The 24,851-nt window shown below is 50.3% G+C and carries 27 protein-coding genes and 1 pseudogene; 18 read left to right on the top strand and 10 right to left on the bottom strand.

Features of this window, described 5'->3' with window-relative positions; genetic code table 11:
- Nucleotides 1-57: 57 nt before the first annotated feature.
- Both METMI_RS0117250 and METMI_RS0117245 read right to left on the bottom strand, forming a co-directional pair.
- Nucleotides 58-330: a CCDC90 family protein gene (locus tag METMI_RS0117250; protein WP_019867549.1), complete on the bottom strand. Its 273-nt coding sequence runs from the start codon at nucleotides 328-330 to the stop codon at nucleotides 58-60.
- A 241-nt stretch (nucleotides 331-571) separates the two neighbouring features.
- Nucleotides 572-1,069, bottom strand: a complete 498-nt coding sequence (locus tag METMI_RS0117245; RefSeq protein ID WP_019867548.1) for an REP-associated tyrosine transposase — start codon at nucleotides 1,067-1,069, stop codon at nucleotides 572-574.
- A gap of 286 nt (nucleotides 1,070-1,355) precedes the next feature.
- Between METMI_RS0117245 and METMI_RS0117240 the strand changes: the two genes are divergently transcribed.
- Nucleotides 1,356-1,547: a hypothetical protein gene (locus tag METMI_RS0117240; protein WP_019867547.1), complete on the top strand. Its 192-nt coding sequence runs from the start codon at nucleotides 1,356-1,358 to the stop codon at nucleotides 1,545-1,547.
- 320 nt (nucleotides 1,548-1,867) lie between these two features.
- The gene (locus METMI_RS0117230; RefSeq protein WP_019867545.1) at nucleotides 1,868-2,908 is read left to right on the top strand and encodes an ankyrin repeat domain-containing protein; all 1,041 of its coding nucleotides are present in this window, start codon (nucleotides 1,868-1,870) and stop codon (nucleotides 2,906-2,908) included.
- Nucleotides 2,909-3,179: 271 nt separating this feature from the next.
- On the opposite strand, the pseudogene METMI_RS27105 reads toward METMI_RS0117230, so the two are convergent.
- A pseudogene (locus METMI_RS27105) lies at nucleotides 3,180-3,691 on the bottom strand (exodeoxyribonuclease VII large subunit).
- Nucleotides 3,692-3,815: 124 nt separating this feature from the next.
- Here METMI_RS27105 and METMI_RS0117210 point away from each other — a divergent pair.
- Genes METMI_RS0117210 through METMI_RS27940 form a run of 3 tightly spaced genes read left to right on the top strand, consistent with a single transcriptional unit; the run spans nucleotide 3,816 to nucleotide 5,292 of the window.
- Nucleotides 3,816-4,346, top strand: a complete 531-nt coding sequence (locus METMI_RS0117210; RefSeq protein ID WP_019867542.1) for a helix-turn-helix domain-containing protein — start codon at nucleotides 3,816-3,818, stop codon at nucleotides 4,344-4,346.
- Nucleotides 4,347-4,356: 10 nt separating this feature from the next.
- The gene (locus METMI_RS0117205; protein ID WP_019867541.1) at nucleotides 4,357-4,935 is read left to right on the top strand and encodes a transposase; all 579 of its coding nucleotides are present in this window, start codon (nucleotides 4,357-4,359) and stop codon (nucleotides 4,933-4,935) included.
- Between the two features lie 6 nt (nucleotides 4,936-4,941).
- On the top strand, nucleotides 4,942-5,292 hold the full coding sequence (locus tag METMI_RS27940; protein ID WP_232215247.1) for a hypothetical protein: 351 nt from the start codon (nucleotides 4,942-4,944) through the stop codon (nucleotides 5,290-5,292).
- Between the two features lie 168 nt (nucleotides 5,293-5,460).
- Here the strand turns inward: METMI_RS27940 and METMI_RS0117195 are convergent, their stop codons facing one another.
- The 3 genes from METMI_RS0117195 to METMI_RS24480 form a co-directional block, all read right to left on the bottom strand.
- Nucleotides 5,461-5,883, bottom strand: coding sequence for a type II toxin-antitoxin system VapC family toxin (locus tag METMI_RS0117195; protein ID WP_029151770.1), 423 nt, complete (start codon nucleotides 5,881-5,883; stop codon nucleotides 5,461-5,463).
- Nucleotides 5,871-6,149, bottom strand: coding sequence for a type II toxin-antitoxin system Phd/YefM family antitoxin (locus METMI_RS0117190; RefSeq protein ID WP_019867538.1), 279 nt, complete (start codon nucleotides 6,147-6,149; stop codon nucleotides 5,871-5,873). The genes METMI_RS0117195 and METMI_RS0117190 overlap by 13 nt, the downstream gene beginning before the upstream one ends.
- Before the next feature lie 198 nt (nucleotides 6,150-6,347).
- Nucleotides 6,348-7,646: a PepSY-associated TM helix domain-containing protein gene (locus tag METMI_RS24480; RefSeq protein WP_019867537.1), complete on the bottom strand. Its 1,299-nt coding sequence runs from the start codon at nucleotides 7,644-7,646 to the stop codon at nucleotides 6,348-6,350.
- Nucleotides 7,647-7,781: 135 nt separating this feature from the next.
- On the opposite strand from METMI_RS24480, the gene METMI_RS0117180 reads away from it, so the two are divergent.
- From METMI_RS0117180 to METMI_RS0117165, 4 genes are all read left to right on the top strand, one after another.
- A complete protein-coding gene (locus METMI_RS0117180) occupies nucleotides 7,782-8,720 on the top strand; it encodes a nucleotidyltransferase domain-containing protein (protein ID WP_019867536.1) in 939 nt (312 codons plus the stop codon).
- A 261-nt stretch (nucleotides 8,721-8,981) separates the two neighbouring features.
- A complete protein-coding gene (locus tag METMI_RS0117175; protein WP_019867535.1) occupies nucleotides 8,982-10,691 on the top strand; it encodes a proline--tRNA ligase in 1,710 nt (569 codons plus the stop codon).
- Between the two features lie 112 nt (nucleotides 10,692-10,803).
- Nucleotides 10,804-11,013, top strand: a complete 210-nt coding sequence (locus METMI_RS0117170; protein WP_040572802.1) for a hypothetical protein — start codon at nucleotides 10,804-10,806, stop codon at nucleotides 11,011-11,013.
- Nucleotides 11,010-11,210: a hypothetical protein gene (locus tag METMI_RS0117165; protein WP_019867533.1), complete on the top strand. Its 201-nt coding sequence runs from the start codon at nucleotides 11,010-11,012 to the stop codon at nucleotides 11,208-11,210. Before METMI_RS0117170 ends, METMI_RS0117165 begins: the two co-directional genes overlap by 4 nt.
- A 282-nt stretch (nucleotides 11,211-11,492) precedes the next feature.
- On the opposite strand, the gene METMI_RS24475 is transcribed toward METMI_RS0117165, so the two are convergent.
- Nucleotides 11,493-11,699, bottom strand: coding sequence for a hypothetical protein (locus tag METMI_RS24475; RefSeq protein ID WP_019867532.1), 207 nt, complete (start codon nucleotides 11,697-11,699; stop codon nucleotides 11,493-11,495).
- Between the two features lie 424 nt (nucleotides 11,700-12,123).
- Here METMI_RS24475 and METMI_RS24470 point away from each other — a divergent pair, with 424 nt between their 5' ends.
- Nucleotides 12,124-13,008, top strand: a complete 885-nt coding sequence (locus METMI_RS24470) for a CHAD domain-containing protein (RefSeq protein WP_198007939.1) — start codon at nucleotides 12,124-12,126, stop codon at nucleotides 13,006-13,008.
- A gap of 58 nt (nucleotides 13,009-13,066) precedes the next feature.
- Nucleotides 13,067-14,425, top strand: coding sequence for an exodeoxyribonuclease VII large subunit (gene xseA / locus METMI_RS0117150; RefSeq protein WP_019867530.1), 1,359 nt, complete (start codon nucleotides 13,067-13,069; stop codon nucleotides 14,423-14,425).
- A gap of 76 nt (nucleotides 14,426-14,501) precedes the next feature.
- Here xseA and tilS read toward each other — a convergent pair whose 3' ends face one another.
- Both tilS and METMI_RS0117140 read right to left on the bottom strand, forming a co-directional pair.
- A complete protein-coding gene (gene tilS, locus METMI_RS0117145) occupies nucleotides 14,502-15,821 on the bottom strand; it encodes a tRNA lysidine(34) synthetase TilS (protein ID WP_019867529.1) in 1,320 nt (439 codons plus the stop codon).
- Nucleotides 15,809-16,633 (bottom strand): undecaprenyl-diphosphate phosphatase, encoded by an 825-nt coding sequence (locus METMI_RS0117140; protein WP_019867528.1) that lies wholly within the window; start codon nucleotides 16,631-16,633, stop codon nucleotides 15,809-15,811. Before METMI_RS0117140 ends, tilS begins: the two co-directional genes overlap by 13 nt.
- Before the next feature lie 540 nt (nucleotides 16,634-17,173).
- On the opposite strand from METMI_RS0117140, the gene METMI_RS0117130 reads away from it, so the two are divergent.
- The 4 genes from METMI_RS0117130 to METMI_RS28185 all read left to right on the top strand — a co-directional run bounded on the left by METMI_RS0117130 (nucleotide 17,174) and on the right by METMI_RS28185 (nucleotide 19,450).
- Nucleotides 17,174-17,677 (top strand): hypothetical protein, encoded by a 504-nt coding sequence (locus METMI_RS0117130; RefSeq protein WP_019867526.1) that lies wholly within the window; start codon nucleotides 17,174-17,176, stop codon nucleotides 17,675-17,677.
- 47 nt (nucleotides 17,678-17,724) lie between these two features.
- Nucleotides 17,725-18,558, top strand: coding sequence for an alpha/beta hydrolase (locus METMI_RS0117125; RefSeq protein WP_019867525.1), 834 nt, complete (start codon nucleotides 17,725-17,727; stop codon nucleotides 18,556-18,558).
- Nucleotides 18,559-18,659: 101 nt separating this feature from the next.
- Nucleotides 18,660-19,286 (top strand): transcriptional repressor LexA, encoded by a 627-nt coding sequence (gene lexA, locus METMI_RS0117120; protein ID WP_019867524.1) that lies wholly within the window; start codon nucleotides 18,660-18,662, stop codon nucleotides 19,284-19,286.
- A gap of 29 nt (nucleotides 19,287-19,315) precedes the next feature.
- A complete protein-coding gene (locus METMI_RS28185; protein WP_019867523.1) occupies nucleotides 19,316-19,450 on the top strand; it encodes a hypothetical protein in 135 nt (44 codons plus the stop codon).
- Nucleotides 19,451-19,665: 215 nt separating this feature from the next.
- Here the strand turns inward: METMI_RS28185 and METMI_RS0117110 are convergent, their stop codons facing one another.
- Complete coding sequence (locus tag METMI_RS0117110) at nucleotides 19,666-20,001, bottom strand: cupin domain-containing protein (protein ID WP_019867522.1); 336 nt, start codon at nucleotides 19,999-20,001, stop codon at nucleotides 19,666-19,668.
- 149 nt (nucleotides 20,002-20,150) lie between these two features.
- Between METMI_RS0117110 and METMI_RS0117105 the strand changes: the two genes are divergently transcribed.
- The 3 genes from METMI_RS0117105 to METMI_RS24465 all read left to right on the top strand — a co-directional run bounded on the left by METMI_RS0117105 (nucleotide 20,151) and on the right by METMI_RS24465 (nucleotide 24,844).
- A complete protein-coding gene (locus METMI_RS0117105) occupies nucleotides 20,151-21,227 on the top strand; it encodes a hypothetical protein (RefSeq protein ID WP_019867521.1) in 1,077 nt (358 codons plus the stop codon).
- A 653-nt stretch (nucleotides 21,228-21,880) separates the two neighbouring features.
- The gene (locus METMI_RS0117090) at nucleotides 21,881-24,451 is read left to right on the top strand and encodes an ATP-binding protein (RefSeq protein ID WP_232215246.1); all 2,571 of its coding nucleotides are present in this window, start codon (nucleotides 21,881-21,883) and stop codon (nucleotides 24,449-24,451) included.
- Nucleotides 24,452-24,457: 6 nt separating this feature from the next.
- Entirely contained in the window at nucleotides 24,458-24,844 is a 387-nt protein-coding gene (locus METMI_RS24465) for a response regulator (RefSeq protein ID WP_083930381.1), read from the top strand.
- Nucleotides 24,845-24,851 lie beyond the last annotated feature (7 nt).

Raw genomic sequence — 24,851 nt, 5'->3', positions numbered from 1 at the left:
GGGAACATTAGCCCGAAGCCCGGATGCCACAAGTTCCATCCAGGCTACTCGCTTCGCTTAAAAAAACGTCTTCAACACCAACGAGATAACACCCGCTAATAGCACACCTAGCATCCATCTATTTAACTTTAATTCACCATCAATACGTTCAAAACGCACATTCATTTCTGCTTTAATTTCATTTTTGGCTTCGGTTAAATCATGTTTTGTTACCAGTCCGTTTTGGGCTTCGGCAATTACGCGCACAACCGCCTCAGCTTGCGCTTGCGGGATTCCGGCAGTTTTTAATCGGTCTACCAGTTCAAGGGTATCAAATGTTATGGTGGCCATGGTATTTACCCCGTTGTTGTCATTTCAATATCCAGTCTACCACGCTTGACAACTCCCTTGCCACGCATGATTGAAGCGTTTCGGGCTTGAGGCCGGAACGGGTTTGTTACCCGTTCCATAACGTTTTAATTGATTGCCAGCACTTCAAAACCTTTGGGTTACGAAATTCCGTACCGTTTGGAGAAGCCGATGCCGGGCGGGTTATTCAACCCGCCCGTAACGTTTCGACCTGCTTAAAAATCTACAAAAAAGCAACCAACAACGGCGATCCAGCATTAGCCGATGACCAAACCCAATACTCAGGCTTCAGCACATAACCCTTACGCACAGGGTTTTCGTGCAAGTAATTCAGCTTTTGCAGATAAAACGCCGGATTCTCGATTTTCTTTGGGGCGTTGGTCTCCTGCCAAAACCGATACGTCCCTTCCTTATCAACAAACAGCTCCAAAACGCGGGGTTCATGGTTTTGCAGGTTCTCCCGCAATTGCTTGGACGTAAACCGCTTAAAATCACGCAAAAAACCAGCGACATCAGGTGAGGTAACAATCAAATGGATATGGTTCAGCATGAACACATAACCATTTAACTGCAAGCCTTTGTTTTCCTGACAATAGCGTAAGGAATCAGCGAGCAGTTGCCAGCGGTTGAAACGGTCAAAAAGATAATACCAACGTTCTATGGTCAGCGTCAGGTAATAAGTTCCGGCGTTTAAGGCTATTGGTACGCGGCGTGAGGGCATGGGCGACGTTTTTTGATTGGGAATGATGGGAAAGTATAGCTTGTTGTTTGGTGCGGGTGGAGTGTCACGGTGGGTATACGCATCAACTGGGAGCTGGAAGCAACAGGAGCTGGAACGAGTTTGTTACCCGTTCCATAATGTTTTGATTTATTGTCAGTATTTCAAAATGTTTAGGTGCTGGATGCGGAGCGGCTTATTCAACCCGCCCCTGACGTTTTGCCGTACTGCTGGGCATTGTTGAAACGTTTGGGACGGGGTTACAAAACCCCGTCCCGCTCAAGATTTCATGACATCCTTTAGCGCCATCATCGCCTGCTTCAACAATGCCGGCCCCGGCCTAAATCTCGTCGGCCCAGCGACCAATTACAGCGTGTTGACGGATTTCCAAACCAGTGTCTGCACTTTTGCCATGTTGTTGGGGTGTGTGCAGATTTTCTCGATTGTGATTTTGTTTGTGCCGGAATTTTGGCGTAAATGACAATCTTGGATAGGAAAAGTTACGATGAGGGCGCAATTCGGGGATGGCTTTTGGAAACCTTTGGTGCTGTCCCCAATTTTATCTGTCGGTATAATCTGGCCGCCCTTGGAGCCGCTAACATCAGCCAAGCCCCCTAGGCGTTATAACTTCAATTGAGCCTTTCTTTATTGTACGCTATGGAAAATCATCCGGATTTTTCATGATCCTCAAATGATGGTTTTTGAGTGAAATGCACCACGAATTTTTGATGGACATGGAGAAATTTGTTCCGTGCGCAAAACAGATAACTTAATGTTATAACTAACAATTTTTGAGAAAACATGGTAGAGACTGCCCCTCACCCAACAGATTTAGGCAATCAACTTGCTGCCCTTATGGATGGCTATAAAAAGTATTTTCCTAATCGTTTAGCTGAGGTTTTTCCTCGCATTATAAAACGCATCGTTGAACTTTGGGATTTGCCGGAAATGGAACGCCGATATTTTAAAGACCTTTTGCTTGTCGAACCAGGAAGACAGGGGTTTCCGAAGGACATTGCCTCTGAAATAAATAAACTGTCTCTTGTTTATGAGGCGATAAACCCAATTCCAAAGTTAAATGAAAAAGACGTTTGGGCGCATGTACGGGAAAAAGCAATAGCTGAATTAAATCTGTTAGGCATAGCGTTTACCAAAAGAAACTTCTTTAACTGTGTCATTGAAGGTAGGGTGCGGGAAATTGCCCTGTTTTTGCAAGCAGGTATGGATATAGAGATATTGGATGATCAGGGCTGGACTCCATTAATGAGGGCTAGCTTCAATTCAAGCGAGGAAGCGGCAACGCTGCTTATCGAAATGGGTGCTAACGTACTTGTGCATGATGTGAATGGCTACACACCTATGCATTGGAGTGCCCAAAATGGCTATTCAAGGATGCTACGGATATTGAAAAGTAAAGGTGCAGATCCGGATACGCACAGTTTCACCGGTATAACGCCGCTGATGCAGGCTGCGGTAAATGGCCATGCTGATGCTGTGCAGCAGCTTATCAATATGAACGCGTTGGTTGATGGCGCGACCACTACCCGTTTGACAGCCCTGCATAAGGCGGTTGCAAATCGCCATTACGAGGTAGTTAAAATACTGGTTGAAAACAGGGCTAACCGTAATTTCAGTACCGATAATGGGGTTACGCCCATCTCCATCGCGGCAGAGAAGGGCTTATACGATAAAAAATTCAGGGACATATTAAAATTGCTCGACAAGGATATGGCCGAACGCGTAGAAGAAGAGGCGGAAATGCTTGCTACTCAGAGGACAAAGGATAAAAAGAAATCCGGTGGCCTGGTTAAAAAATTATTAGCTTATGTGGGTTTAAAATAAACCATTTTGTCCGGTCGTGGGTTTGCTTGGTTGTGTCATAAATTTTGTGTAAATGGGGGGGGGTTACTAAAATCTCGAAATATTTTCACGCTTTCCTTGATTCCCCCATTACGCCAATTTATGGCTCAACCGACAATACCTCGCTGCACACGGCCCCATGCCCGAAGCGCACCGTCAACTTGTCGCCCACCTGCACTTGTGCGCTGGTGCGCACCACCTGCCCCGAAGCCGTCTCGGTCGCCAGCGCGTAACCCCGGTTTAAGGTCGCCAATTACTGGTTAAGCCGGGCTAATTTATGGCGCATGGCATTTTCCAAACGTTGTTGCAGAAACCCTTGCTTCTGCTGGAGCCGGCTGATTTTTGCCGCCGGATGGTGTTGCCATAACCGCGCGGTTTTTGCTTCCAGCCAATGGTGGTGATGGCGCAGTTTACCTTGAACCGCTTGGTTCAAGCGTTGTTCCAGCTCATCCAAGCGTTGCGCATTGCCGGCAAGTTTTTGCCCTGGGTGTTGCTGTTGCAAACGTTGCTTGAGCCAGTCCATACGCTGTTGTTGCCCGATTTTGCGCCGGACCAGCAATTGCAAACGTTGGTCAAAACCGGTAAAGCGCGTCAACCAAAGTTGCCCGTCCGGCGTGGCGTGTTCGGCGGCAGCGGGGTGGGCGCACGGACATTGGCGACAAAATCGGCGATCATGAAATCGGTTTCATGGCCGACGGCGGAGATGACTGGAATAGTGCTGGCAAAAATCGCCCTTGCGACAATTTCTTCGTTGAACGCCCACAAATCCTGTGCAGGACGGAGTTTGCAACTCCGTCCTTAACTTTTCAAAATAGCGTTGTATTACTCCCATCTGACTCAAAAATCGTATACTTTGAGTTAGCGAAACTGTAAAGGGAAGGAGGGGAAAATGATCCGCAGGATTCGCCTTCAACGCCTAGCGCCCCAAGACCGGGAGGCTTGGCAAAAACAGTATTATGGTCATCAAAAACATTGGCAACGCAGACGGCTTTTGGCACTTAAAGCGATTTGGGACGGCCAAAACTTGGCGGAGGTGTGCCGCCAGCAAAAAGTCCGGCGGCAAACGTTGACGCACTGGCTCGACGGCTATCTGCATGGCGGGTTTGATGCGTTGCTTGCACGGGAATCCGTACACAGGAAGCAGCTTCTGTCCGGGCAGCGGCAACGCATCCTGCGCTATATCGTGCTGCATAAGACGCCTGCCGATTATGGTATCGACAGCTACCAATGGACAGCCGGGCATGTCAGCGCGGTCGCCTGGCAAAAGTGGCACATCAAGGTAAGTTGCCCGCGCCTGTACCAATTGTTTGACCAATGGGGCTTGTCGCTACAAAAGGCTCACCGCGACTATGGCCCCACCAACGCCCAGGAACAGGCCCAATTCATAGCCGACTTAAAAAAAAACGGCGCAGCCCCGTGAAGACAGCGCCTTGATCGCGTTGGATGAATTTGCTTTGCAAAGCACGCCTTACACGCATTATGCGTGGGCCGAAAAAAACACCAAGCCCAAAATCTGGAGCGACGAACGCCATCGGCAAAAACTCAACGGCTTTTTGACCGTTGACGTGCAACGCGGCAGCACGCGGGTGGACTTTAAAAAACACAGCTCGACGGAAACGGTGATAGGGATTGTTGTGCTGACCGCCTTGGTTTACCTACAGCAAGGCTTCAAACACCTGACCTTTTTGCTCGACAATGCCAAAATCCACGGCAAAAAAATGGAAGCCAGTGTCCAGCAGTGGCTGGCCGACATCGCACAGCAAGTCGAGCTACCGGACTATACCCTCAGCTTTTGGCATACGCCCCGCTACTCGCCACGGCTCAACCCGGCCGAATACCTGATCCATGAAGTGCGGCGGAACGGATTGTATCAAGTGCCCTGTACGTTAACCCTGCAAGAAAAGGCCGCACGCATAAACAACCAACTGGCACTGGGTTCGCCCATGAACGACCAGCAAATGCACAACCTGCTGGGTTTCATTGCCCGTTCTAAAGTTAAACGGTTTTAGAATGAGATGGGAGTAATTTCAATCTTTTATCGAAGCAGAAACGTTTCGGACAGGTTTTCAAAACCCATCCGGCTTGGCGCAACAATTAATTTGCACAACAAAATTGTTGCACGATATGGCTATTCCGTTATTGCCTCTTCTCCAACCAATCCACCAACTTCCTCCCCCATAATCGGCTCAGTTGCAAAACACGTTTCAGCAAATTTTGCACATGATTTAACCGAAGCCAAAAATGAAATTAAAGCAGAAATGAATGTGCGTTTTGAACGTATTGACGGTGAGCTAAAGTTAAATAGATGGATGCTGGGTGTGCTATCAGCAGGCGTTATCTCGTTGATGTTGAATACGTTTTTTTAAGCGAAGATAAATTATCCATTAAGCGGCACGGATATTTTGGCGGTGACGATGATTATATGGGGTCGCCGTGCATTGTTGGCAAAAATCCCAAAAAATCCATATAGAGCCTAATTCACAAATGTAATCTGACTACTTTTCAGTCTGCGATTATTTGACTTAGCAAGATTTTTAATCAAACCAATTTTCTAAAACCAAGCCTTGGAAGTTTTCAAAATCTTGGCTATTACGGGTCACTAAAGCCAGACTCTGCGTAGCGGCAATCGCGGCGATTTCGCCATCGGCATAAGAGCAAGTTTTGCCTTCCCGTTTTAATCTGGCCCTTTCTTTGGCATACCAATCTGCCGCCGCTTGATCAAACGGCAAAATCACCAAACCGTTAGCCAGTAACATAGCCAGATAGGATTGTATTTGTGTTTTTCTTTTGGAGCTTGGCAGCAGTTCGCAGCCGTAGACCATTTCATGCCAGACTATCGCCGCTGTTGCGTATTTACCATCCTGTCCGGCGAAGTTCCGTAACACATTATTATCGGGGTTTACGCGGGCGGGTTCTGAGAGGATATTGCTATCGAGCAAGTAACTTATTCGTCCCATGTGAATTCCCGTTCTTGGCTAGCCGACCGTAGATTGCCCAGTTCCGATTCGGTTAACGCCCCATCTGTATCCCTTTGGCTACGCCATTCTTGGATCGCTTGATATAGGCTATTATTTTTTGAGGTGAGTTTTTGGTAATTTGCTTCAGATAGCATAACAGCAACAGGTTTGCCATGACGGGTCAGATGAATGGCTTCGTCTAATTCTAATTGATGGATTAATTGGGAGAGGTTGTTTTTAGCTTCGGCTATGGTGCTGGTTTTCATAAGTTTTCACTCGTATTATGGCTATATTTATAGCTATAATACGGTTTTCAGCATCCGTTATCAATGGTTCTTAAGTGGCGTTTTTAAACGGCAAATAAGTCGCCGCATCTTCCTATGCCGGACGGGTTTTGAAAACCCGTCCGGCTTGGCGCAACAAATAATTTGCACAACAAAATTGTTGCACGATATGGCTTTCCGTTATTGCCGCTTCTCCAACCAAACCACCAATCTTTCCCCCCATAAACGGCCCAATCGCATGCCCCGTTTCAACAGGGCCTGTAGATGTGGCAGACAAGCCAACCCAATACGCCGGCAACTAGCCCATAACCGCAATGCGCCGATCCGCAGCCTATCCCAACGCACCGGACGGTCGCGCACCACACCGCGTTTATGCAGCCAGTGCAATAAACCGCTGGCATAAAAATAGGCCGGGCACAGCCCCGCAACAAACCACGCAAACCGCCCCATCCCGCCTAAGGCTTCGCCGGTATGCAAAGGCCACATCCAGGTCATCAGTTTTTCGCCGGAGGAAAATAGGCTGGGGTCGCGGACGCTTTTGATTTGCCCGCTCCAGCGGTCTACCCAGACCATCGTGAACGGGTGTTTTTGGTTGGCTTCGCCGGATTGGCGCAGGTTGATGCGGTAGGTGCCGTTCTCACCGACTGGCGTGGTCACCCGCCTTAACGTGGCGCGGGGGAACGGGCCACGGGCCATGAACTCGGCTTCTTCCAAACGCACGGGGCGGTTATTCGGCCGCGCCGTGCTCAATACGGGTTTGCCGTTGTTGCCGTGCCCCATATCTTCCGCTCCCGTCAAGCTTTCCAAGATTTGCGGGTAACTCAACTGCATCCCCGTGAAGGCCAACACCAACAGCGCGCCGGCACCGAGCAAACCCAGCCAGCGGTGCAAATCCATCAGCAAACGCATCATGCCTTTATTATGCCGGAACGCGAACGCTTGCCGGAAGCCTCCCACAGGCCACCATAAAACTAATCCGGTGACGATGGACACCATCATCAGCCCGCCCAACACACCGACAGATTGCCAGCCGAATTGGTCTAGCTGAAGTTGGGTATGCACATCCAGCAACCACGTCATCGCCGTACTCCCCCAAAAACGGCTATCCACCACTTCGGCGGTGTAAGGGTTCACCGACACCATCAGCGGCGCGTAATAATCAAAATAGGTTTCCTGCGGTTTTTCAAACCAAGCCGTCAGCATTTCATTAGGCGATTGCGGCAGCTCCAACGTCCAACTGCCGTGGCGGTCCGGATGGGCGGCTTTGACGGCGGCGATGATTTTATCCAAGGATTGGTGTTGCCCTTGCGGGTTGTCAATCACCAGCTTTGGGTTTAGTAAGGTGTCCAGCTCGGCACGGTAAACGTTCAGGCTTCCCGTCAGCCCTATCAAGGCAAAGAAAAATCCGCCCAAAAGTGCGATATACAGGTGGACTTTAAGCCAAAGTGCGCGGGTGAAATAATTTGCTAATCTGGGCATAAGAAAGTAAATGATGAAATCGTGGAAGCTAGTCCTTTCAGGTTTCTTGTGCCCCAGAGAGGGTATAAAAACCTGAAAGGACTCTTCAATGGCATAATAACAGCAAACATGTTTGCTTACCCTGTGTGATACCTGATGGATACCTCCCCCTTATTTTACCCGAAAGATTTTATAGAAACCGCCGAAGGGCTGTTATTTGCCGTGGTGGCGCACGGCATTGAAAATGGCAAGGTGCTGTGTTTCTTGCGCTATGTCCTGGAAGCTTCAGGATGGAAAAAATACCCCACCCATGCCGCCAACACCTATTTGCAAGCGCACCACCCTGATTACCTGCATTTTTCCACACGCCTGGCCGCCGACTTGCACGCCGTCGCGGTACCGCAAATCAGCCGGCACCATCAGCCGCGCGGGCGCTTGGAAGCGATCATGCGGACGCTTCCGCAAGATGCCGTAGAACAGGATTTATATCAACTAGGGCGATTATTGCAACGGCACGGCTTGGATTTGGCCAGCTTGGGCGTAACGGGGTCGGTGCTCTTAGGCGTGCAAAACCCCGCCTCGGACATTGATCTGGTCTGTTATGACCGCGCCACATTCCAACACTGCCGGGCTTTAGTGCGCGACTTGATTGCACGGGGCAAGCTGGAGGATTTGACGGAAACCGACTGGCGACAATCTTACCAACGCCGTGAAGCGGATTTAAATTATGAAGAATATGTCTGGCATGAACGGCGCAAACATAACAAGGCCCTGATTAACGGACGAAAATTTGACCTCAGCTTGCTGAATGCCAGTGAGGCCGAAGCTGACGGTTGCCAAAAATACGGGGCGGTCACGGTGCAATGCAAAATCACTGATGACAGCTACAGCTTTGATTATCCGGCGCAGTTTGTGACCGACCATCCGACCATCCAAACGGTTATCAGCTTCACCGCCACTTATGTTGGCCAGGCGTTTACAGGCGAACAGGTTGAAGTGTCGGGCACCTTGGAGCAGACGGCCAATGGCTTGCAACGGATCGTCGTGGGCTCTAACCGTGAAGCGCGGGGGGAGTATATTAAAGTTAAACGTTAATCTGAAAGTGCCGAAGAGCAGCCTAAGCTGCTGGAACGGGTTTGCTACCCGTTCCATAACGTTTTGATTGATTGTCGGCATTTCAAAACGTTTGGGACGGGGTTGCGAAACCCCGTCCCGCCCAGGGTTATTAGCCAAGCTTAATGGACGGCTGTCCGGGCACGCCTAATGGCCAGGAATAACCGATAAAACCCGCAAACACTTGGGAAGCCAGCAAAAATCTGTAAAATACCCGCTTTTTATTGGCAAACTGTAATCATCATGCGCACAACCCAGTTCCCCCTCAACACCGTCAAAGAAACCCCTGCCGATGCCGAAATCATCAGCCACCAGCTGATGATACGCGCCGGGCTCATCCGCAAACTCGCCGCCGGGCTGTACACTTGGCTGCCGCTGGGCCTGCGGGTGCTGCGCAAGGTCGAAAAAATCACCCGCGATGAAATGGAAAAAGCCGGGGCTTTGGAAGTGCTGATGCCGACTTTGCAACCCGCGGAATTGTGGCAGGAAACCGGACGCTGGGAACAATACGGCCCGGAATTGGCGCGTTTGAAAGACCGCCATGACCGTGATTTTTGCCTAGGCCCCACGCATGAGGAAATCATCACCGATTTGGCGCGTAACGAATTGAAAAGTTACAAACAATTGCCGATCACCTATTACCAGATCCAAACCAAAATCCGCGACGAAATCCGCCCGCGTTTTGGCGTGATGCGCTCACGCGAATTCATCATGAAAGATGCTTATTCCTTCCATTTAGACCAGGCTTCCTTGCAAGAAACTTACGAAGTGATGTACCGCGCTTACACCAATATCTTCAACCAGTTTGGCCTGAAGTTCCGTGCGGTGATCGCCGATTCCGGCTCGATAGGCGGGGCGGTGTCGCATGAGTTCCACGTTTTGGCAGATTCTGGCGAAGATGGGATTGCGTTCTCAACGGTAAGCGACTATGCGGCGAATGTCGAAAAAGCCGAAGCCCTTGCGCCCACAGGCACACGCCCTGCCCCAACTGCCGATAAGGTTTTGGTCGATACGCCTGACCAGCACAGCATTGACGAAGTCTGTGCATTTTTGTCGATTCAGTCCACCCAATGCCTGAAGACCTTGATCGTCAAAGGCGAAGCAGAAAACACTTTGGTGGCCTTGCTGCTACGCGGCGACCACGACTTGAACACCATCAAGGCCGAAAAACTCGCGGGCGTTTTCTCGCCGCTGACCTTCGCCAGCGAAGAAGAAATCATCGTTGCTTGCGGTTGCAAGCCCGGCTCCATCGGCCCCATCGGCTTGGCCATGCCCATCATCGCCGACCGTAGCGTGCCGCTGATGGCCGATTTTATTTGCGGCGCGAACCAAGACGGCAAACATATCCAGGGTGTCAATTGGGAACGAGACCTGCCCGTGCCTGAAACCGCCGACTTGCGCACCGTCGTCGAAGGCGACCCCAGCCCCGACGGCAAAGGCCACCTCACCTTGGCTCGCGGCATCGAAGTCGGCCATATCTTCCAGCTCGGCAGCAAATACAGCGGCGCCATGAAAGCGGGCATCATCAACGAAGGCGGCAAGCACCAAATCATGCTGATGGGCTGTTACGGCATCGGCATTTCCCGTGTGGTCGCGGCGGCCATCGAGCAAAACCACGACGGGCGCGGCATCATCTGGCCGAAAAACCTCGCGCCGTTCCAAGTCGCCATCTTGCCGATGAACATGCACAAATCCGAACGTCTGCGGGCTTTGGTGGAAACCTTGTACCAGGATTTGCAAAACGCGGGCCTGGAAGTGTTGCTGGACGACCGCAAAGTCCGCGCCGGTTTCATGTTCTCGGACATGGAACTGATCGGCATCCCGCATTGCATCGTCGTGGGTGACAGAAGTTTGGATGACGGGATTGTTGAATACAAAAGCCGGACTTCAAAAGAGAATGAAGCCTTTGCTTTGGCGGATGTGCTTGGTTTTATTAAAGGGAAGTTGGCTTAAGCGGATAGGGCTGGCGGCTTCGCCTTCGGGCAATCCGCCAGCCTTTGAAGGTATTGGCGGTTTGCTATCGCGAAACTGCCTTATAGGTTATTTTTAATAAGGGTGGTGACTTATGATAATGTTTCCCGAAGTCTTTCAGGTCTTTATTGTCGGGCTGTTAATTTTCATCCCGGTGGGTTTGATCTATAGGAAAGCTGGCTTTCATCCGGCCTGGGCTGCGTTAGTGTTCTTGCCCGGTTTCGGCCTGCTTTTGGTTTTCATGCAATTGGCCCTGCTGCCTTGGCCTAATTTGCGTGAAGAAGATGAAACGGGGGATCGATGATGACGTTGTTTTTTGTATTGCTGCCAGTGTATGTGGCGTTTTGCCTATGGCTGGGTATCCGCATCGTGCGGAAAGCCGGTTTCGAGGCTTGGTGGGTGTTGGTGTTATTGGTCCCTATCGTCAACATCGCCATGATTTGGGTTTTTGCGTTTATCCGCTGGCCTACCCTACAAGCGGATATAAAGCAGGATTTATAAGTAATCCTCCAAAAGCCTTTTAAGCTTTTGTATTCACCACGAAGGGCACTAGGTCACTATTTTTCGTTATTTTCTTGGCGTATCCGTTACTTAAGTCATATCAAGGTTACGGCATCCCTGCTCCAAAGCGCTACGGGACGGGGCCGCTATCACGCCTACACTGTGGGTAAAACTGTTCCGGCCCTTGTCACAACGTTCTTTACGGCCCACATACTTCGGCGTTACTGGACACCGGAGTATGTGGCCAAACACCTGTGCTTAATTAGCCCCGACCCTTAGGAATTAGCCCCTTGCCAAGCGTTTTTCCAATTCAGTGGCGAGCAAGGGGTCTTCGTACCGTAAATGGGTGAGGAAGTGCCGTCTTAGCACTGAATCTTCCGGGATGTCCAATTCCCTTGCCAATTTGCTGGCATTGGAACGTTGGGAGGGCAGAAAAACATAGGCGGTGATGGCCAGTGCCAGCAAGCAAAACACAATAACTTCGATCATATCAATACCTCGGTTCTAGTAGAAAAACATCGCGTAAAACGCGTTGGCCCATGATGCGGACAATCATGGCTGGCTATAATTAAAGCAAATAAAATGCCATATATATTGCGACTAAAAACTACAATATAATTCGTTAAAAATCAATGAATTATATTTAAAACCATTGGCCTGCCAACGATTTCACACCTGTCTGGCCTGTAAGCTTTCCAACAACGCCACACGCGGCAACCACCATTTGTCGCAGCGCGTTGCCCTGTTAATTCAGGATTGCCGCTTATCAGCCCTATTTATTAGGAAACCCAATAGGATAAGCGTATTCTTGCGATTGGCTATGAACGGCATTAAGTCCATAGAGGAAGCCGGGGCATCCAAGCCGCGAAAGCCGCACTACGCTATGCTACGCACTATATGGGCCGACCTTGCTATGAAAAAATTTAAGCTATCTACAGAAAATACAATACCAGAAGCCATAAACGCGATTCTTTTGTCATTATTTGCCACCATCCGCAAAAATAAGAATGATGTTCTAAACCGTAGCGACACGGAATCTTTGCATGATTACCGTGTCGCCATACGTCGCACCCGTTGTTTATTAAGCCAATTCAAACAAGTTTTTCATAAACAGGCTATTGGGCATTTCCGTGCTGAATTTTTTTGGTTGTTTGGTGCGACCAGCAAAGTGCGTGATATGGATGTCCACTTAGAGCATTTGCAATATTACAAAACCCTATTGCCAGCCACTACTGAACATGATTTATTACTGTTAAATCAGCACTTACTGGCGGAACAAGCTATGGCTTATGATGAAATGGTGAAAGTGCTTGGTTCTGGGCGTTACCAAAAATTGTTAACGGATTGGTCAGTTTTCCTCTATACGCCAAAGACGATGAAAGCCCAATTTGCCAATCGCCCTATTGGGCATTTTGCTGACAAACGTATCCGGCTAAATTACTTGGCGATCTTAAAGCAGGGACAGTCAATCACCTTAGATACGCCCGATGAGATTTTTCATGATTTGCGCAAGCGGTGTAAGAAACTGCGTTATCTATTAGAGTTTTTTGGTGAGTTTTACCCTGACGAAAACACCGAAAAACTACTCAACAGCTTGAAAAGACTGCAAGACAATTTAGGCGCACACCAAGATTTGTGTGTGCAAATTCAATTTTTGCAACAATTGCCTCCGGCAAAACAAGTGGCATGGCAATTGTTGGTTGAGGTTCTGCAAAACCAAAAACAACAGCTACGCGCAGAATTTAAAACGCATTTTGACGGCTTCACGAAAATCCGGATGCCATCACTTAACAATTAAAGCCTGCCGGCCATAGCTTATTGTTCCCCTAGCAGGTAGATTCACATTAACTCCCCTTATGCCTTATTCAAACCCCACCGGAACCCACAAAACCCTAACCGTTTCCCAGCTTAACCGCGCCGTCGGACAATTGCTCAGCGAGCATTTCTGGTCTGTCTGGGTGGCAGGGGAAATTTCCAACTTAAGCGCACCTTCTTCCGGACATTTATATTTCTCCCTGAAAGACGCCCAGGCGCAGGTGCGTTGTGCGATGTTCAAAAACTCACAGCGCGGCCTGAAAATCAAACCGGAGAATGGCAAGCAAGTGCGGGTGAAGGCGCAGGTCAGTTTGTATGAGCCGCGTGGCGATTACCAGTTGATCGTCGAGAGCATCGAAGCGGCGGGCGAAGGCGAGTTGCAATTGGCGTTTGCCGCGCTAAAACGCAAGTTGGCGGACGAGGGCCTGTTCGACGCCCAACACAAAAAGCCCTTGCCTGCCCTGCCCGATTGCATAGGCGTGGTCACTTCGCCCAGCGGCGCGGCGGTCAGGGATATTTTGACGGTGTTGAAGCGGCGGTTTCCGGTGGCGGAAGTCATCATTTATCCGGTTGCCGTGCAGGGCGACAATGCCAAGCATGAAATCGCCAAGGCGATCGCCACCGCCAATGACCACGGGCATTGTGATGTGCTGATCGTCGGGCGCGGCGGCGGCTCGCTGGAAGATTTGTGGGCGTTTAATGAAGAAACCGTGGCGCGGGCGATTTTTGCCAGCGCCATTCCGGTGATCTCCGCCGTCGGCCACGAAACCGATTTCACCATTGCCGATTTTGTCGCCGACGCCCGTGCGCCGACCCCGTCCGCCGCCGCCGAGCGCGCCACGCCCGACGGGCCACTCTGGCTGGCACAATTGGTCGGGCTTGAGCGGCGTTTGCAACAACTGGTCCGGCGCAAGATCGGGCAACAGCAACAGCGCATGGACTGGCTTAAACAACGCCTGCAACAGCAGCATCCAGGGCAAAAACTCGCCAGCAACGCCCAACGCCTGGATGAATTGGAAATGCGCCTGAACCAAGCGGTCCAAAGGAAACTACACCATCACCAACATTGGCTGGAAGCCAAAACCGCGCGGCTATGGCAACACCATCCGGCGGCAAAAATCAGCCAGTTCCAACAACAGCAAGCCTATTTGCAACAACGCTTGGAAAATGCCATGCGCCATAAACTGGCCCGGCTTAACCAGCAGTTGGCGGCGCATAGCCAAACTTTACACGCGGTAAGCCCGTTGGCGACCTTAAACCGGGGTTATGCGCTAGCGACGGAGACGGCTTCAGGGCATGTCGTACGCTCCAGCACGCAAGTGCAGGTGGGCGACAAGTTGACGGTGCGCTTTGGGCAAGGTTCGGTTTACAGTGAGGTTTTGGCAGTTGACCCGGCGTAGGGACTTGTACTGCAACGCATCTACGGTGGCACCGGCAGCGCCATAACGGGGTTGCCGTCCACAGGAAGGCCGGGGGTCAATCGGCAGTTTGCACAACAAAAGCCATGCACCCGGCCTCCGCTTCGCAATAAAACTCCGCGCCAATCCAATTCGCCCCCACCGCCGCCAACTGGCCATCCAGATATATCAGTGGCATCAATTCCCTTTCCCATGGTGGGACACCCGCTTCCTGATACAGGTTTTTCAGGCTGTGCCGGCCTTGCCGATGGGGAAGACGGATTTTCTCGCCGCCTTGCCGTGCGCGTATGTCCACATGGGCTTGTTCCCAAACCGCTTTGGCTATGCCGCGTGATGAAGGGACGCAGGCCAACCGCCGTTGTCCGGTGATAGCAAAGGACTGTTGCCCTTTAGGCCAAACGCCAGCCAACAGGGCCGTGGCATCCGGGCGCAAGCAATACAGCTTGTCCTGATAACGGCGTAGCTGATAGCCGGATGTGGACACCCAAGGTGCGGCGTCCGCCCGGGCCGCCAGCACTTCGGATTGGAGCCGCTTGAGGACGTTTTGCGAGGGCATTTTTTCGCCTAAGCCTTGCAACCAATGGCGGACCAGCAGTTTTTGCTCAACCTCGGGCAGTGCCAACAGGTGGCTGACCGACAGGGTATGGTCGGCATTAATGGCGGTGTCGCTTAGCTGGCCGGCAAACCGGTGCAGCAGCGTTTGGGCCTCGGCGCAATGCCCGGCGGCGCGCGCCACGGTTTTGTCCAACGCGGGCCAACGCCGTTTCAGCAAGGGCACAATCTCGTTACGTAAAAAATTGCGGTCATAGTCGCTGTGCTGGTTACTGGGGTCTTCCACCCAACCCAACGAATGGCTTTGGGCATATTCCGTTATCGCTTGCTTGGGAATATCCAACAACGGCCTCAGCAACCATCCCGCACCAAACGCCATGCGCTCCGGCATACCCGACAAACCGCGTAAGCCGCTGCCACGGAACAGCTGCAACAAGACCGTTTCCAGTTGGTCTTCACGGTGCTGGGCGACCAGCAACACGTCATCTTGGCCCAGTAACGCCGCCAACGCCGCATAACGCGCATTTCGGGCCGCTTCTTCAGGGCTTTCGCCAGTTTGCGGACGGGCGTTGACGCACAAGGATTTGAAACTAACGCCTAAACCATGGGCAACCTTTTCACAGTGTACCGCCCACTGACCCGCTTCGGCTTGCAGGCCATGATGCACATAAACCGCTGTGACCCTTCCTTTCAGCATGGCGCTGGATGCGCACAAATGCAACAAGACATGTGAATCGACGCCACCGCTGTACCCGATAAATATCTGCGGGCTTGCCGGGGCTGCCGCCAGGGCGGCCTTAATCAATTCTGGTGTCAAGGTGTCCACTGCACCAAACCGCTATACGCCGTTGCCAGCACGATCAGGCCAAAGACGATGCGGTACCACGCGAAAGCGATGAAGTCGTGGTGGCTGATGTAGCGCAACAAAGCCTTGATGGCGATTAAGGCGCTAAGGAATGCCACGACCAAACCTACTGCAAAATAAGGTGCGTCGGCGGCAAAATCCAACGCTTCACGATGCTTGTATAGCTTATAAGCACTGGCAACCGTTAGGGTCGGGATGGCCAGAAAAAATGAGAATTCGGTTGCGGCCTTACGGGACAAGCCGAACAGCAGGCCGCCGATGATGGTAGCCCCTGAGCGCGAAGTCCCGGGAATCAATGCGAAGGCTTGGGCGAAACCCAACTTTAACGCATCTTGCCAAGACAAATCTTCAACCTCTTGCACACGGATTTTATGGTCACGTTTTTCCGCCCAAATAATCACAAAAGCCCCGACAATAAACGCCAATGCCACGGGAATGGGCTTAAACAAGACCACATCGATAAATTTGCCAAACAACAACCCCAAAACGGCCAGCGGCATGAAGGCGACCGCCAAGTTCAAGGCGAATTTTTGCGCTGATGGCTGGCTAGGCAGGCCCCTGATGACCGTAGCGATTTTGACGCGGTATTCCCAACAAACCGCCAAAATCGCCCCGACCTGGATGACAATTTCAAACACTTTGCCTTTGTCATCGTTAAAACTCAGTAAGTCGCCAACGAGAATTAAATGCCCGGTGCTCGACACTGGCAAAAATTCGGTCAAGCCCTCAACAATGCCCAAAATAAAGGCTTTAATCAGTAATATAAGATCCATGGTTTTGAAAATAAGAGATTGTATGGGGAGGTTTATGGGAACTGGACTCAACCAGCATCCCAAATTCCGGGAAAGAGGCCGGCATTTTCGCTTAAGCACGGCATTATGGCAAACTGCCAAGGCACTTCTGCGGCCGCTTCCCCGACATGGCCCCTCTATTGCAAAAACATAGCCATTTAAAACCGCTAGGTTTTTTAATGCCAGATATCCATAAACCCCGTATTGCCCGGCTAGCGCCCAATTATTTTTGTTTTGAAGGTAAAGGCGGCTATCGTATCATCGCATTGGACATTAACGCCGGAGCGCCTAAGGCCCGAAGGCCGCGCCGCCTTAGGGTGCGGGAGCCCGATTAAATAGTCGTCGCGATAGCGACTCACTATTTTTTATTTTCAATTTGCAGAAAATGTCTGCGTAACATCAATTCGATAACATAAAAATGACTGCATGGCATCGGTGATGCCTGTATTTTCCTGATGTCCAAAACCTTGCTTACCGTTAGGCCAACAAAACCCGCCCACACCAACTATAGGACTTGCGCTTATGACTGATAACCCTGAACTGGCTACGAAAGAGAAGATCCTACAATTTTTTCTTGATATTGGCATCCCGGTAAAGAAAACCGAATTGGCCCGGCAAACATTCTTGCCAGGCATCAGCATAGAACACGGCACCATCCTTATCGACGAATCCAAACTGCTCCACCCCGGCGACTTGTTGCATGAAGCCGGACATCTGGCAGTCATCCCGGCACAGAAAAGGCAGCAAACCCAAAATAACGTGGGCATGAAAGCCGCCGAGGAAATGATGGCAATCGCCTGGTCTTATGCCGCATTGGTGCATCTTGGCTTGGAGCCATCCTGCGTGTTCCACGATGGGGGCTATCGCGGCGAGTCAGAATCACTCATTGAAAACTTTACCAAAGGGCGGTATTTTGGAGTGCCTATGCTGCAATGGCTTGGGCTCACAGCCGACGGGAAGCGGGCGGAAGAAATGGGGATAAAGCCTTACCCTTCAATGATAAAGTGGGTCCTTGATGACGGCTAAATTGACGGTGCCGCTTGGGCAGCCATACACTTAGATTTGGACGCGCTATGAACCACATCGAAGGCTATTTTCAAGGCGTGCGCAACGCCAACATCTATTATCAGGCATGGTGCCCCGAAGCCGATGCCAAAGCCGTGCTGCTGCTTGTCCACGGGCTTGGAGAACATTGCGGGCGATATGGGCGCCTCGCCGCGCATTTTGCCAACCTGGGTTACGCCGTCTATGGCTTTGACCATATTGGCCATGGCAAATCCGAAGGCCGCCGCGAATATATTGAACGTTTTGACGACTACACCGACACGCTGACGGCTTTTTACCGGCTCGTCAACAACGCCCAAACCGGCAAGCCCATTTTTCTGCTCGGCCATAGCATGGGCGGGCTAGTGGCGACCCACTACCTGATCGGCCATCAGGACAAATTCCACGGCGCGGTCATTTCCTCGCCCAGCCTCAAAGTTAGCGCAAACATCCCTCCCGCCATCATCATGCTTGGCAAACTGCTCTCCATCATTGCGCCCAAACAAGGCTTGATGGCCTTAGACACCCGCACCCTTTCCCGTGACCCGGAAACCGTTTCGGCGTGCGCCAATGACCCGCTGGTTTTCCACGGCAAAACACCTGCCCGCTTGGCGGCGGAATTGTTGAAAGCCATGCACCGGGCCACTAGCGAATTGGATAAAATCACCCTGCCCTTTATTGTCCTGCAAGGCAGCGAAGACAAAATTGTCGACCCCGCCGGGGCGCACCTGCTTTACGGGCAAGCCCGCTCTAAAGACAAAACCTTTAAATTTTATAAAGGCTTATACCACGAAGTGTTCAACGAACCCGAACGCGGGCAAGTGCTCCACGACGTGGAAACTTGGCTTGCCTCCCTGCTATGAAACCACCATGTTTTCTTTTTGTTCTCTTTTTTCTTGCGTTATGAAAAAATTTTGTTAAGCTAACACCAAGTTTAAACCAACCAAGAGAGCTGCCCCCCCCCATGGACGTATTGACCCGCCGCCAACGGGAAATCTTTAATTTTCTCCGCGACAACCAAGACCACTTTACCCGCCCGCCCAGTTTGGACGAACTTTGTGCCGCATTGGACATGGCTTCGCGCGGCTCCTTGTACAAACACATCGTGGCGCTGATCAATGCGGGCCTAGTGGAACCGTTTAATGGCAATAAGCAAGGGGGGGTCCGGTTGACCGTCCAAGCCCGTATGGAAGGGGATGCTGTTGAACAAGGCTTGCCTTTTGTCGGTTCCATCGCCGCCGGCAAACCGATTGAAGCCCTGGAAACCGTCAGTTACATGACCGTGCCCGAAGCCCTAAAAAGCGACAAACCTTGCTATGTCTTGCAAGTGAAAGGCGATTCCATGATTGAAGCCGGAATCTTTGATGGTGATTGGGTGGTGATCGAGCAACGCAGCTTCGCCAATAACGGCGAGATTGTCGTCGCCCTCATCGAAAATTCCGAAGCCACTTTGAAATACATTGAGCAAAACGCAGGCCAAGTCTTGCTGCTGCCCGCCAATGCCACCATGACCGCCCTTTCCTACCGCCCTGAGCAAGTTGAAATCCAAGGCGTGCTGGTTGGGCAAATGCGCAGTTACCGACCCCATTAACCCTTGCCATTCAAAATGAGGAAAACGCCATGCAAAGAAAAATCCACATGCACGACCAAGTCTACAACAAAGTTGACGGCATCATGAACCATTACAAAAGAAAGCCTATGGAGGGTTTTATGCGTAAATTAAGACGGATCATCAAACAGTCAGCGATTATCTAAATTTTAGGCTATGTCACTGTTAGTTGTTGAAAAAATTTTATGTTCGGCGCAAAGCCTTATTTAATGCGGATTGCGGCTTTCGCTCAAAGCCGCGTCATTTAAGGCTTCCACAATTAACGGTGACATAGCCAAATTTTAAGCCATACGGGTGCTTGAAAACATAGGGCGCCCTATGGCCAAAGTTGCCGGGCTTCGGGTTGTTGTCCGCGAAGTTACTAACCCGCTGGCGGTTCCAGCAGATGCACCGCCAGCCAAACCGTATCGGCATCCTCCTGCGTCCATTCCACCCGATGCTTGGTATGTGCAGGTATCAGCACATAGTCCCCGGGATTCAGGGTAATGGACGAGCTGCCTTCATACGCAAGCACCGCACGCCCTTGCAGCAACACCACCCATTCCGCCCAATCCTGGTCATACCAATAAGCTTCCGCTGTCACATGGCCTCTGGACACAATCCGCTCAATATGCACCTGCCCGGTTTTGCATAAGGTTTCAAACCACTCTTCGGGCAAATGTTTGGGTATGTTTTTAAAAAGGTTAGCGGTTGCCATTGTTCCGTCGATTTGTCAAAGATGGGCACAGGTTTCTTGTTTCAGGGTAAAATTAATTTTGCCCCAAATTATTAGTGGTTCCAATACTTCCCTGGCCCATAATGTAAGGGCAATATACCAGCACCTGGACTTTTTAATGAGGCCTTGTCGTGACCAATAGTCTGAGCATCCGGTTTCTGGCTACTTTTTTGTTGTGGTTGTGCACGAACAGTGTTTACAGCGTAGATGCTATCTTATTGTCGTGCCAGTCCACACATGGGGCCTTGAGCTATTTGCAACCGCCAAGGCGGGTACTGATTGTGCCTTTGCTGAGCGGAGATTCCGGCACCATTGGGAGCAAGAGGTGGGCCGAGAAACCCGCCGACAAAATAGCGGCCTTTTATCGCAACCGCTTTAAGGCGGATGTCAGGCAAATGCGTGATATTTGGAGTTGGGAGGATTATTACCAACAGGCCGGACAAATATTACAACAGCCTCCCCCTTTTGACCGGCTAATTTTTATCGGCCATGGCGGTTTCGATGACCCGATACTCAATGACCAGGTGTTTTGGCAAGATTTCACGATAACTGGCACCCATGGCAAATTGCTGCAATTTTCCGAATCCCAACCTGGACTTAGGGAGGTTTTGTCGATTGAATTTAATATCAATAAAAATCAAATATTTACCGATTATATCTCCGCACATTGGCTGGAACTGGTGCAGATGGATCCCATCGACATCCGGCATCAGTTAAAGGGACTGGAAAAACAGCTACAGCCGTTAGACCAAGCTTGCTTCAAGCGTTATTGTTCTTCCGAGAAACTGGCAACTGCCCGTAAGGAGATACAGGAATCCCGCATCAATATCTGTGAAGTGGTTTGCCGCGAACCGCTGTTCAACCTAAAGTCATACGTTGAAATATCCCCGGAACGCTTATTGCTGTTCACCAACTCCCTAACTTCCCTGGTAACGGCGGACGGCTTGATTTTTTTCGGTGCCTGCAATCCCGGCAGCGAGGCTCCGAATGACATACCTCTGTACGGTGAGGCTAAGTTTTTAACCAACACAACGGTGGCTGGCGGCCCTTACCAGAGTTACGTCCATCTGGTCAGTTCAGCCACTGGACGGGTCACGGCCGGCCCAATCGGTGACAGCAGCGCAGAGGATATTGTCAATAGGGTCATCCGGTTTGAGAGCAATAACCCCCAACATTTTTTATGTGTCGTCGCCCCTACAGCACATTAACTAGGCAAAAGCCTACCACTAACCCGTATTGGGCCGCCGCTGTGCCGTAATCCATTTGATAAGCCTGTCCGTACAGGCCAAACACCCAAATGGGCAGTGTCGCGGCGGCGGGGCTACCGATAGTGTTGTTGATGAAAAAACATATTAAAAACAATTATGTATTAGTGTAGGCAGCACATTTCTACAGCCCCGGAGTAAGCAATGCCATTCATATACGCCCTGAAGACAAGACGCTTCGGCTTCCCTAAAGGGCTTAAGCAGGTGCCCCATCGCCTATATTTGCGGTTGCCATCCTTAGCCCTGGCCCCAACCCATACCGGAATGGTGGCGCCACAAAAGGTTGCCAACACCTGCGCCAATCAAAACCCCCACATCAAATGTGGTGTAAAATAATCCCCTGAACCCACAATCAAGGGCATTATCCCGGTCAGCTCCTTTCAAACCCAACAGACGCCACGACATACAAAAACCAAAATTAAAGTTTTTAATATAATACAAACACTTACATTCAGAATAAATTTTTAATCTAAATGCCCCTCAACAATAAGCGATACTCTGCATTAAATATTGGCGCGGCCATTATTTCTTTAGTGTGGCTCGCGCATATTTTTGCCGTCTTTAATCCACTGAATGGCTTTGCTTACGACCATTTAATGCGCAATTACATTAACGCCAGCGCTTCCGGGCAATTGATCGTTTTTGATGGTGACAAACAATACGCCGAACGCGGCGATGAGGTCTGGCTGCCTTTGCTAAAGGGCTTGCTGGCGCAAGATGCAAAACAAGTCGTGTTTAACTTCCTGCCTGAACGGGTATCCGCCAATTTCTATCAATTGGCGGCGGATTCCGGCAAAGTTGTTTTTGGCCGGCATGTCTTAAATAGCGACCCTTATTCCCCACCTACGTTACAGGATTTTCCCACCGCGGCGCTGGGTAAAAACCTGACGGTTGGCTTAGTGGAAGCCGCCCCCAACCAAAGCGGCATTTACCGCACCCAGCGCCGCACTATCGGCATTGATGGACGGAGTTTCGCAAGCCTGGAATACCGTGCAGCCCAGACTTTATTGGGCGGGCCGACGGCGCTGGCGGCGCCGGATTACTTAATTAATTTCATTGGCGGTAGCGCGCGGATACCTAAAGTCAAATTGGCCCAAGCGGCGGCAGGCGGCTTAGTTAAGGAGCTTATCGCAGGACACACCGTATTGGTAGGCATCTATGGTTTGGAACCTTTGAGCACTTACTTTACCCCCCTGTCAACCGCCAGCCATGAAACTTCCGACGTGCTTTACCATGCATTTGGCCTGGATACATTATTGGCCCAAAGGGCTATTGGGGTATTGCCGGATATTTGGATGTTACCGTTGATCTTGGTGATTACATTGGCGACGCTGATGTTTTGCCAGCAAATGGATTTCCAGCATGCCTTGGGTTTGTCCCTGGTGTCTTCGTTGGTTTACACCTTGGCCTGTTGGCTAGCGCTCCAAGGGATGTTTTTTTGGGTGCCGCCAGTCCCTTTATTGACGGCGCAATGGTTAGCTTTTGCCGTGGCCTGGCGTTACCGTATTGTCCAAGAAAACCAAGTGCTCGACGCCATGCTATTCAATTTGTCTGTCAATCTGCAGGAAAAGGCTTTCCCTGTCAGTTTTTATTATTCCCAAGACCCTTGGGGACAATTAATCATCATGATTAACCAGACCTTAAACTTAAACCGTATGATTTTTCTGGAGCGCGTTCCCGATGACCACCGTTTAAAAGAAATCAAGGCCTTCAATTGCAGCATTTCCGATGTGGGCGAGGCCCGCCGCGATTTCCAGCGGACACCCTATAGCACCGTCATCCAGGAACAAAAACCGTTGTTACTTGAACGTCCCTATTTAAGGCCTATAGGCATTGAAGAACAGCAATATTTGGCCCCCTTAATTTTTGCCGGGGATATTTTGGGCTTTTGGGCATTTACCGTAGCATCCAAGGCGGTGCGGCCTACGCAAAAATTCCTCGATTTGACCCATGCGTTTATGACGCAGATCAGTGAAATCTTATATTATCGGCAAGAATGGCAAAAACGTGAGGCACAAGAACAAAATAATATTTTGTCTTACTTAAGCTTTAGCCAAGGTTCAAAACCTTATCAGATGCTCAGCAAATCATTGGTGTTATTGGATAAACGGATAGCCGAATTGCAGCAGGTGTTCAATAGCCTGAACACTGGCGGTGTCTTGTACGATTTGTTTGGGCGGGTGCTATTGCTGAACAATAATATGGAAGAACTGGCGAAATCCGAGGACTTAAAACTTTACAATTTAACGGCCATGGATTTTATAGCGGCCGTGACTGGCTACGATGCGCCGGAAGCCCGGCTCATTATGCAAAAGGCCATTTTTGACCGGGAAATGCTTTCATTGCCTATCCCGCATTTTAAGGCCGGACGGGATTTTATTTTACATATCCAACCCTTAAAATTACAGGATATGAATCTCCAGACGGACGAATCCGTACCGGTGTTCGAAATCATAGGGATTTTATGCGAACTGGAGGACGTCACCGAATTAAAAGCCATTTACCGCTTAAAGGAGCAAATGTTCGAGCGTTTTAATTTTCAGATGCGCAACGATTTCGCCACCATGGTTTTCGCTTTGACGATTTTGGAGGATACGGCGACCTCCACTGAAGAAAAAGGGTTCGCACTTTCAAGCATTAAGGGCAAAATCGAAGAGACCTTGGCCACCCTGGAATCGGTCAATGCCCAAATGAACATTGATATCGAAAGCCTGGCGGAAAACTTAGGCTGTTATCCGATAAACGGGCAAGAACCCCTAAAAAAAGCCGTCAGCTCCCTAACCGAATACGCCGCATTAAGGGCCATCAAAATCCAGGTAAATTCACCCCGTCTACTTTCCCTAGTGTTGGCGTCACCTAACGAGCTGTACTCGACCTTCCACACCCTATTGACAATAATGCTGAATGATACTTTTGAAGGCTCGGATGTGTGGATAACCATCGAAGAAAAGAATGAATGGGTGCATTTCTTTTTCCGCAACAACGGCATCGGCATCGCCAGCAATAAGCTACAACAACTGGACGGACAAATCCCACAACTGCCGGCCGAAGAATTAGAAATGGATGAAGTGGCCCAGGCCGTCAAATTTTGGGGGGGGCACATTGAGTTTTCCAGCCAATTAGGCAAAGGCTCAACGGTGACGTTAATGTTAAAGAGATTTTTATAGTTATAAATGGATATGGAAAAACCTCAGATTAGAAGGATATTGCTCATTGAAAACGATGTTTTCTTTGTGGGCTTACTATCATTGGTATTGACAAAGTCAGGGTACGGGATCATTTCGGCAAATAATGGCAAAGATGCGGTCAAGGTGTTATCCGAACAGCCAGTGGATTTGATTATCCTTGATTTGATGATGCCTGAAATGGATGGCCTGGCCTTTTTGCATTGGCTACGTGAAGAAGCCAATGCCACCACGCCAGCCATTGTGTTAACAGGAATGGTCGCTGCCGACACCGAACAACACGTCCTAGAGGCGGGAGGCGACGCTTTGCTTTACAAGCCCATCCAGTTTCCTGAATTATTGTCAAAAATCAAGCAAATAGAACAATTAATGTAGGACTTAA

This window comes from Methylovulum miyakonense HT12, from assembly GCF_000384075.1.
In the GTDB taxonomy this organism is placed as follows: Bacteria; Pseudomonadota; Gammaproteobacteria; order Methylococcales; family Methylomonadaceae; genus Methylovulum; species Methylovulum miyakonense.
Note: the sequence above shows the minus strand (reverse complement) of the source record. Positions and strands in the feature narration are given on the sequence as shown.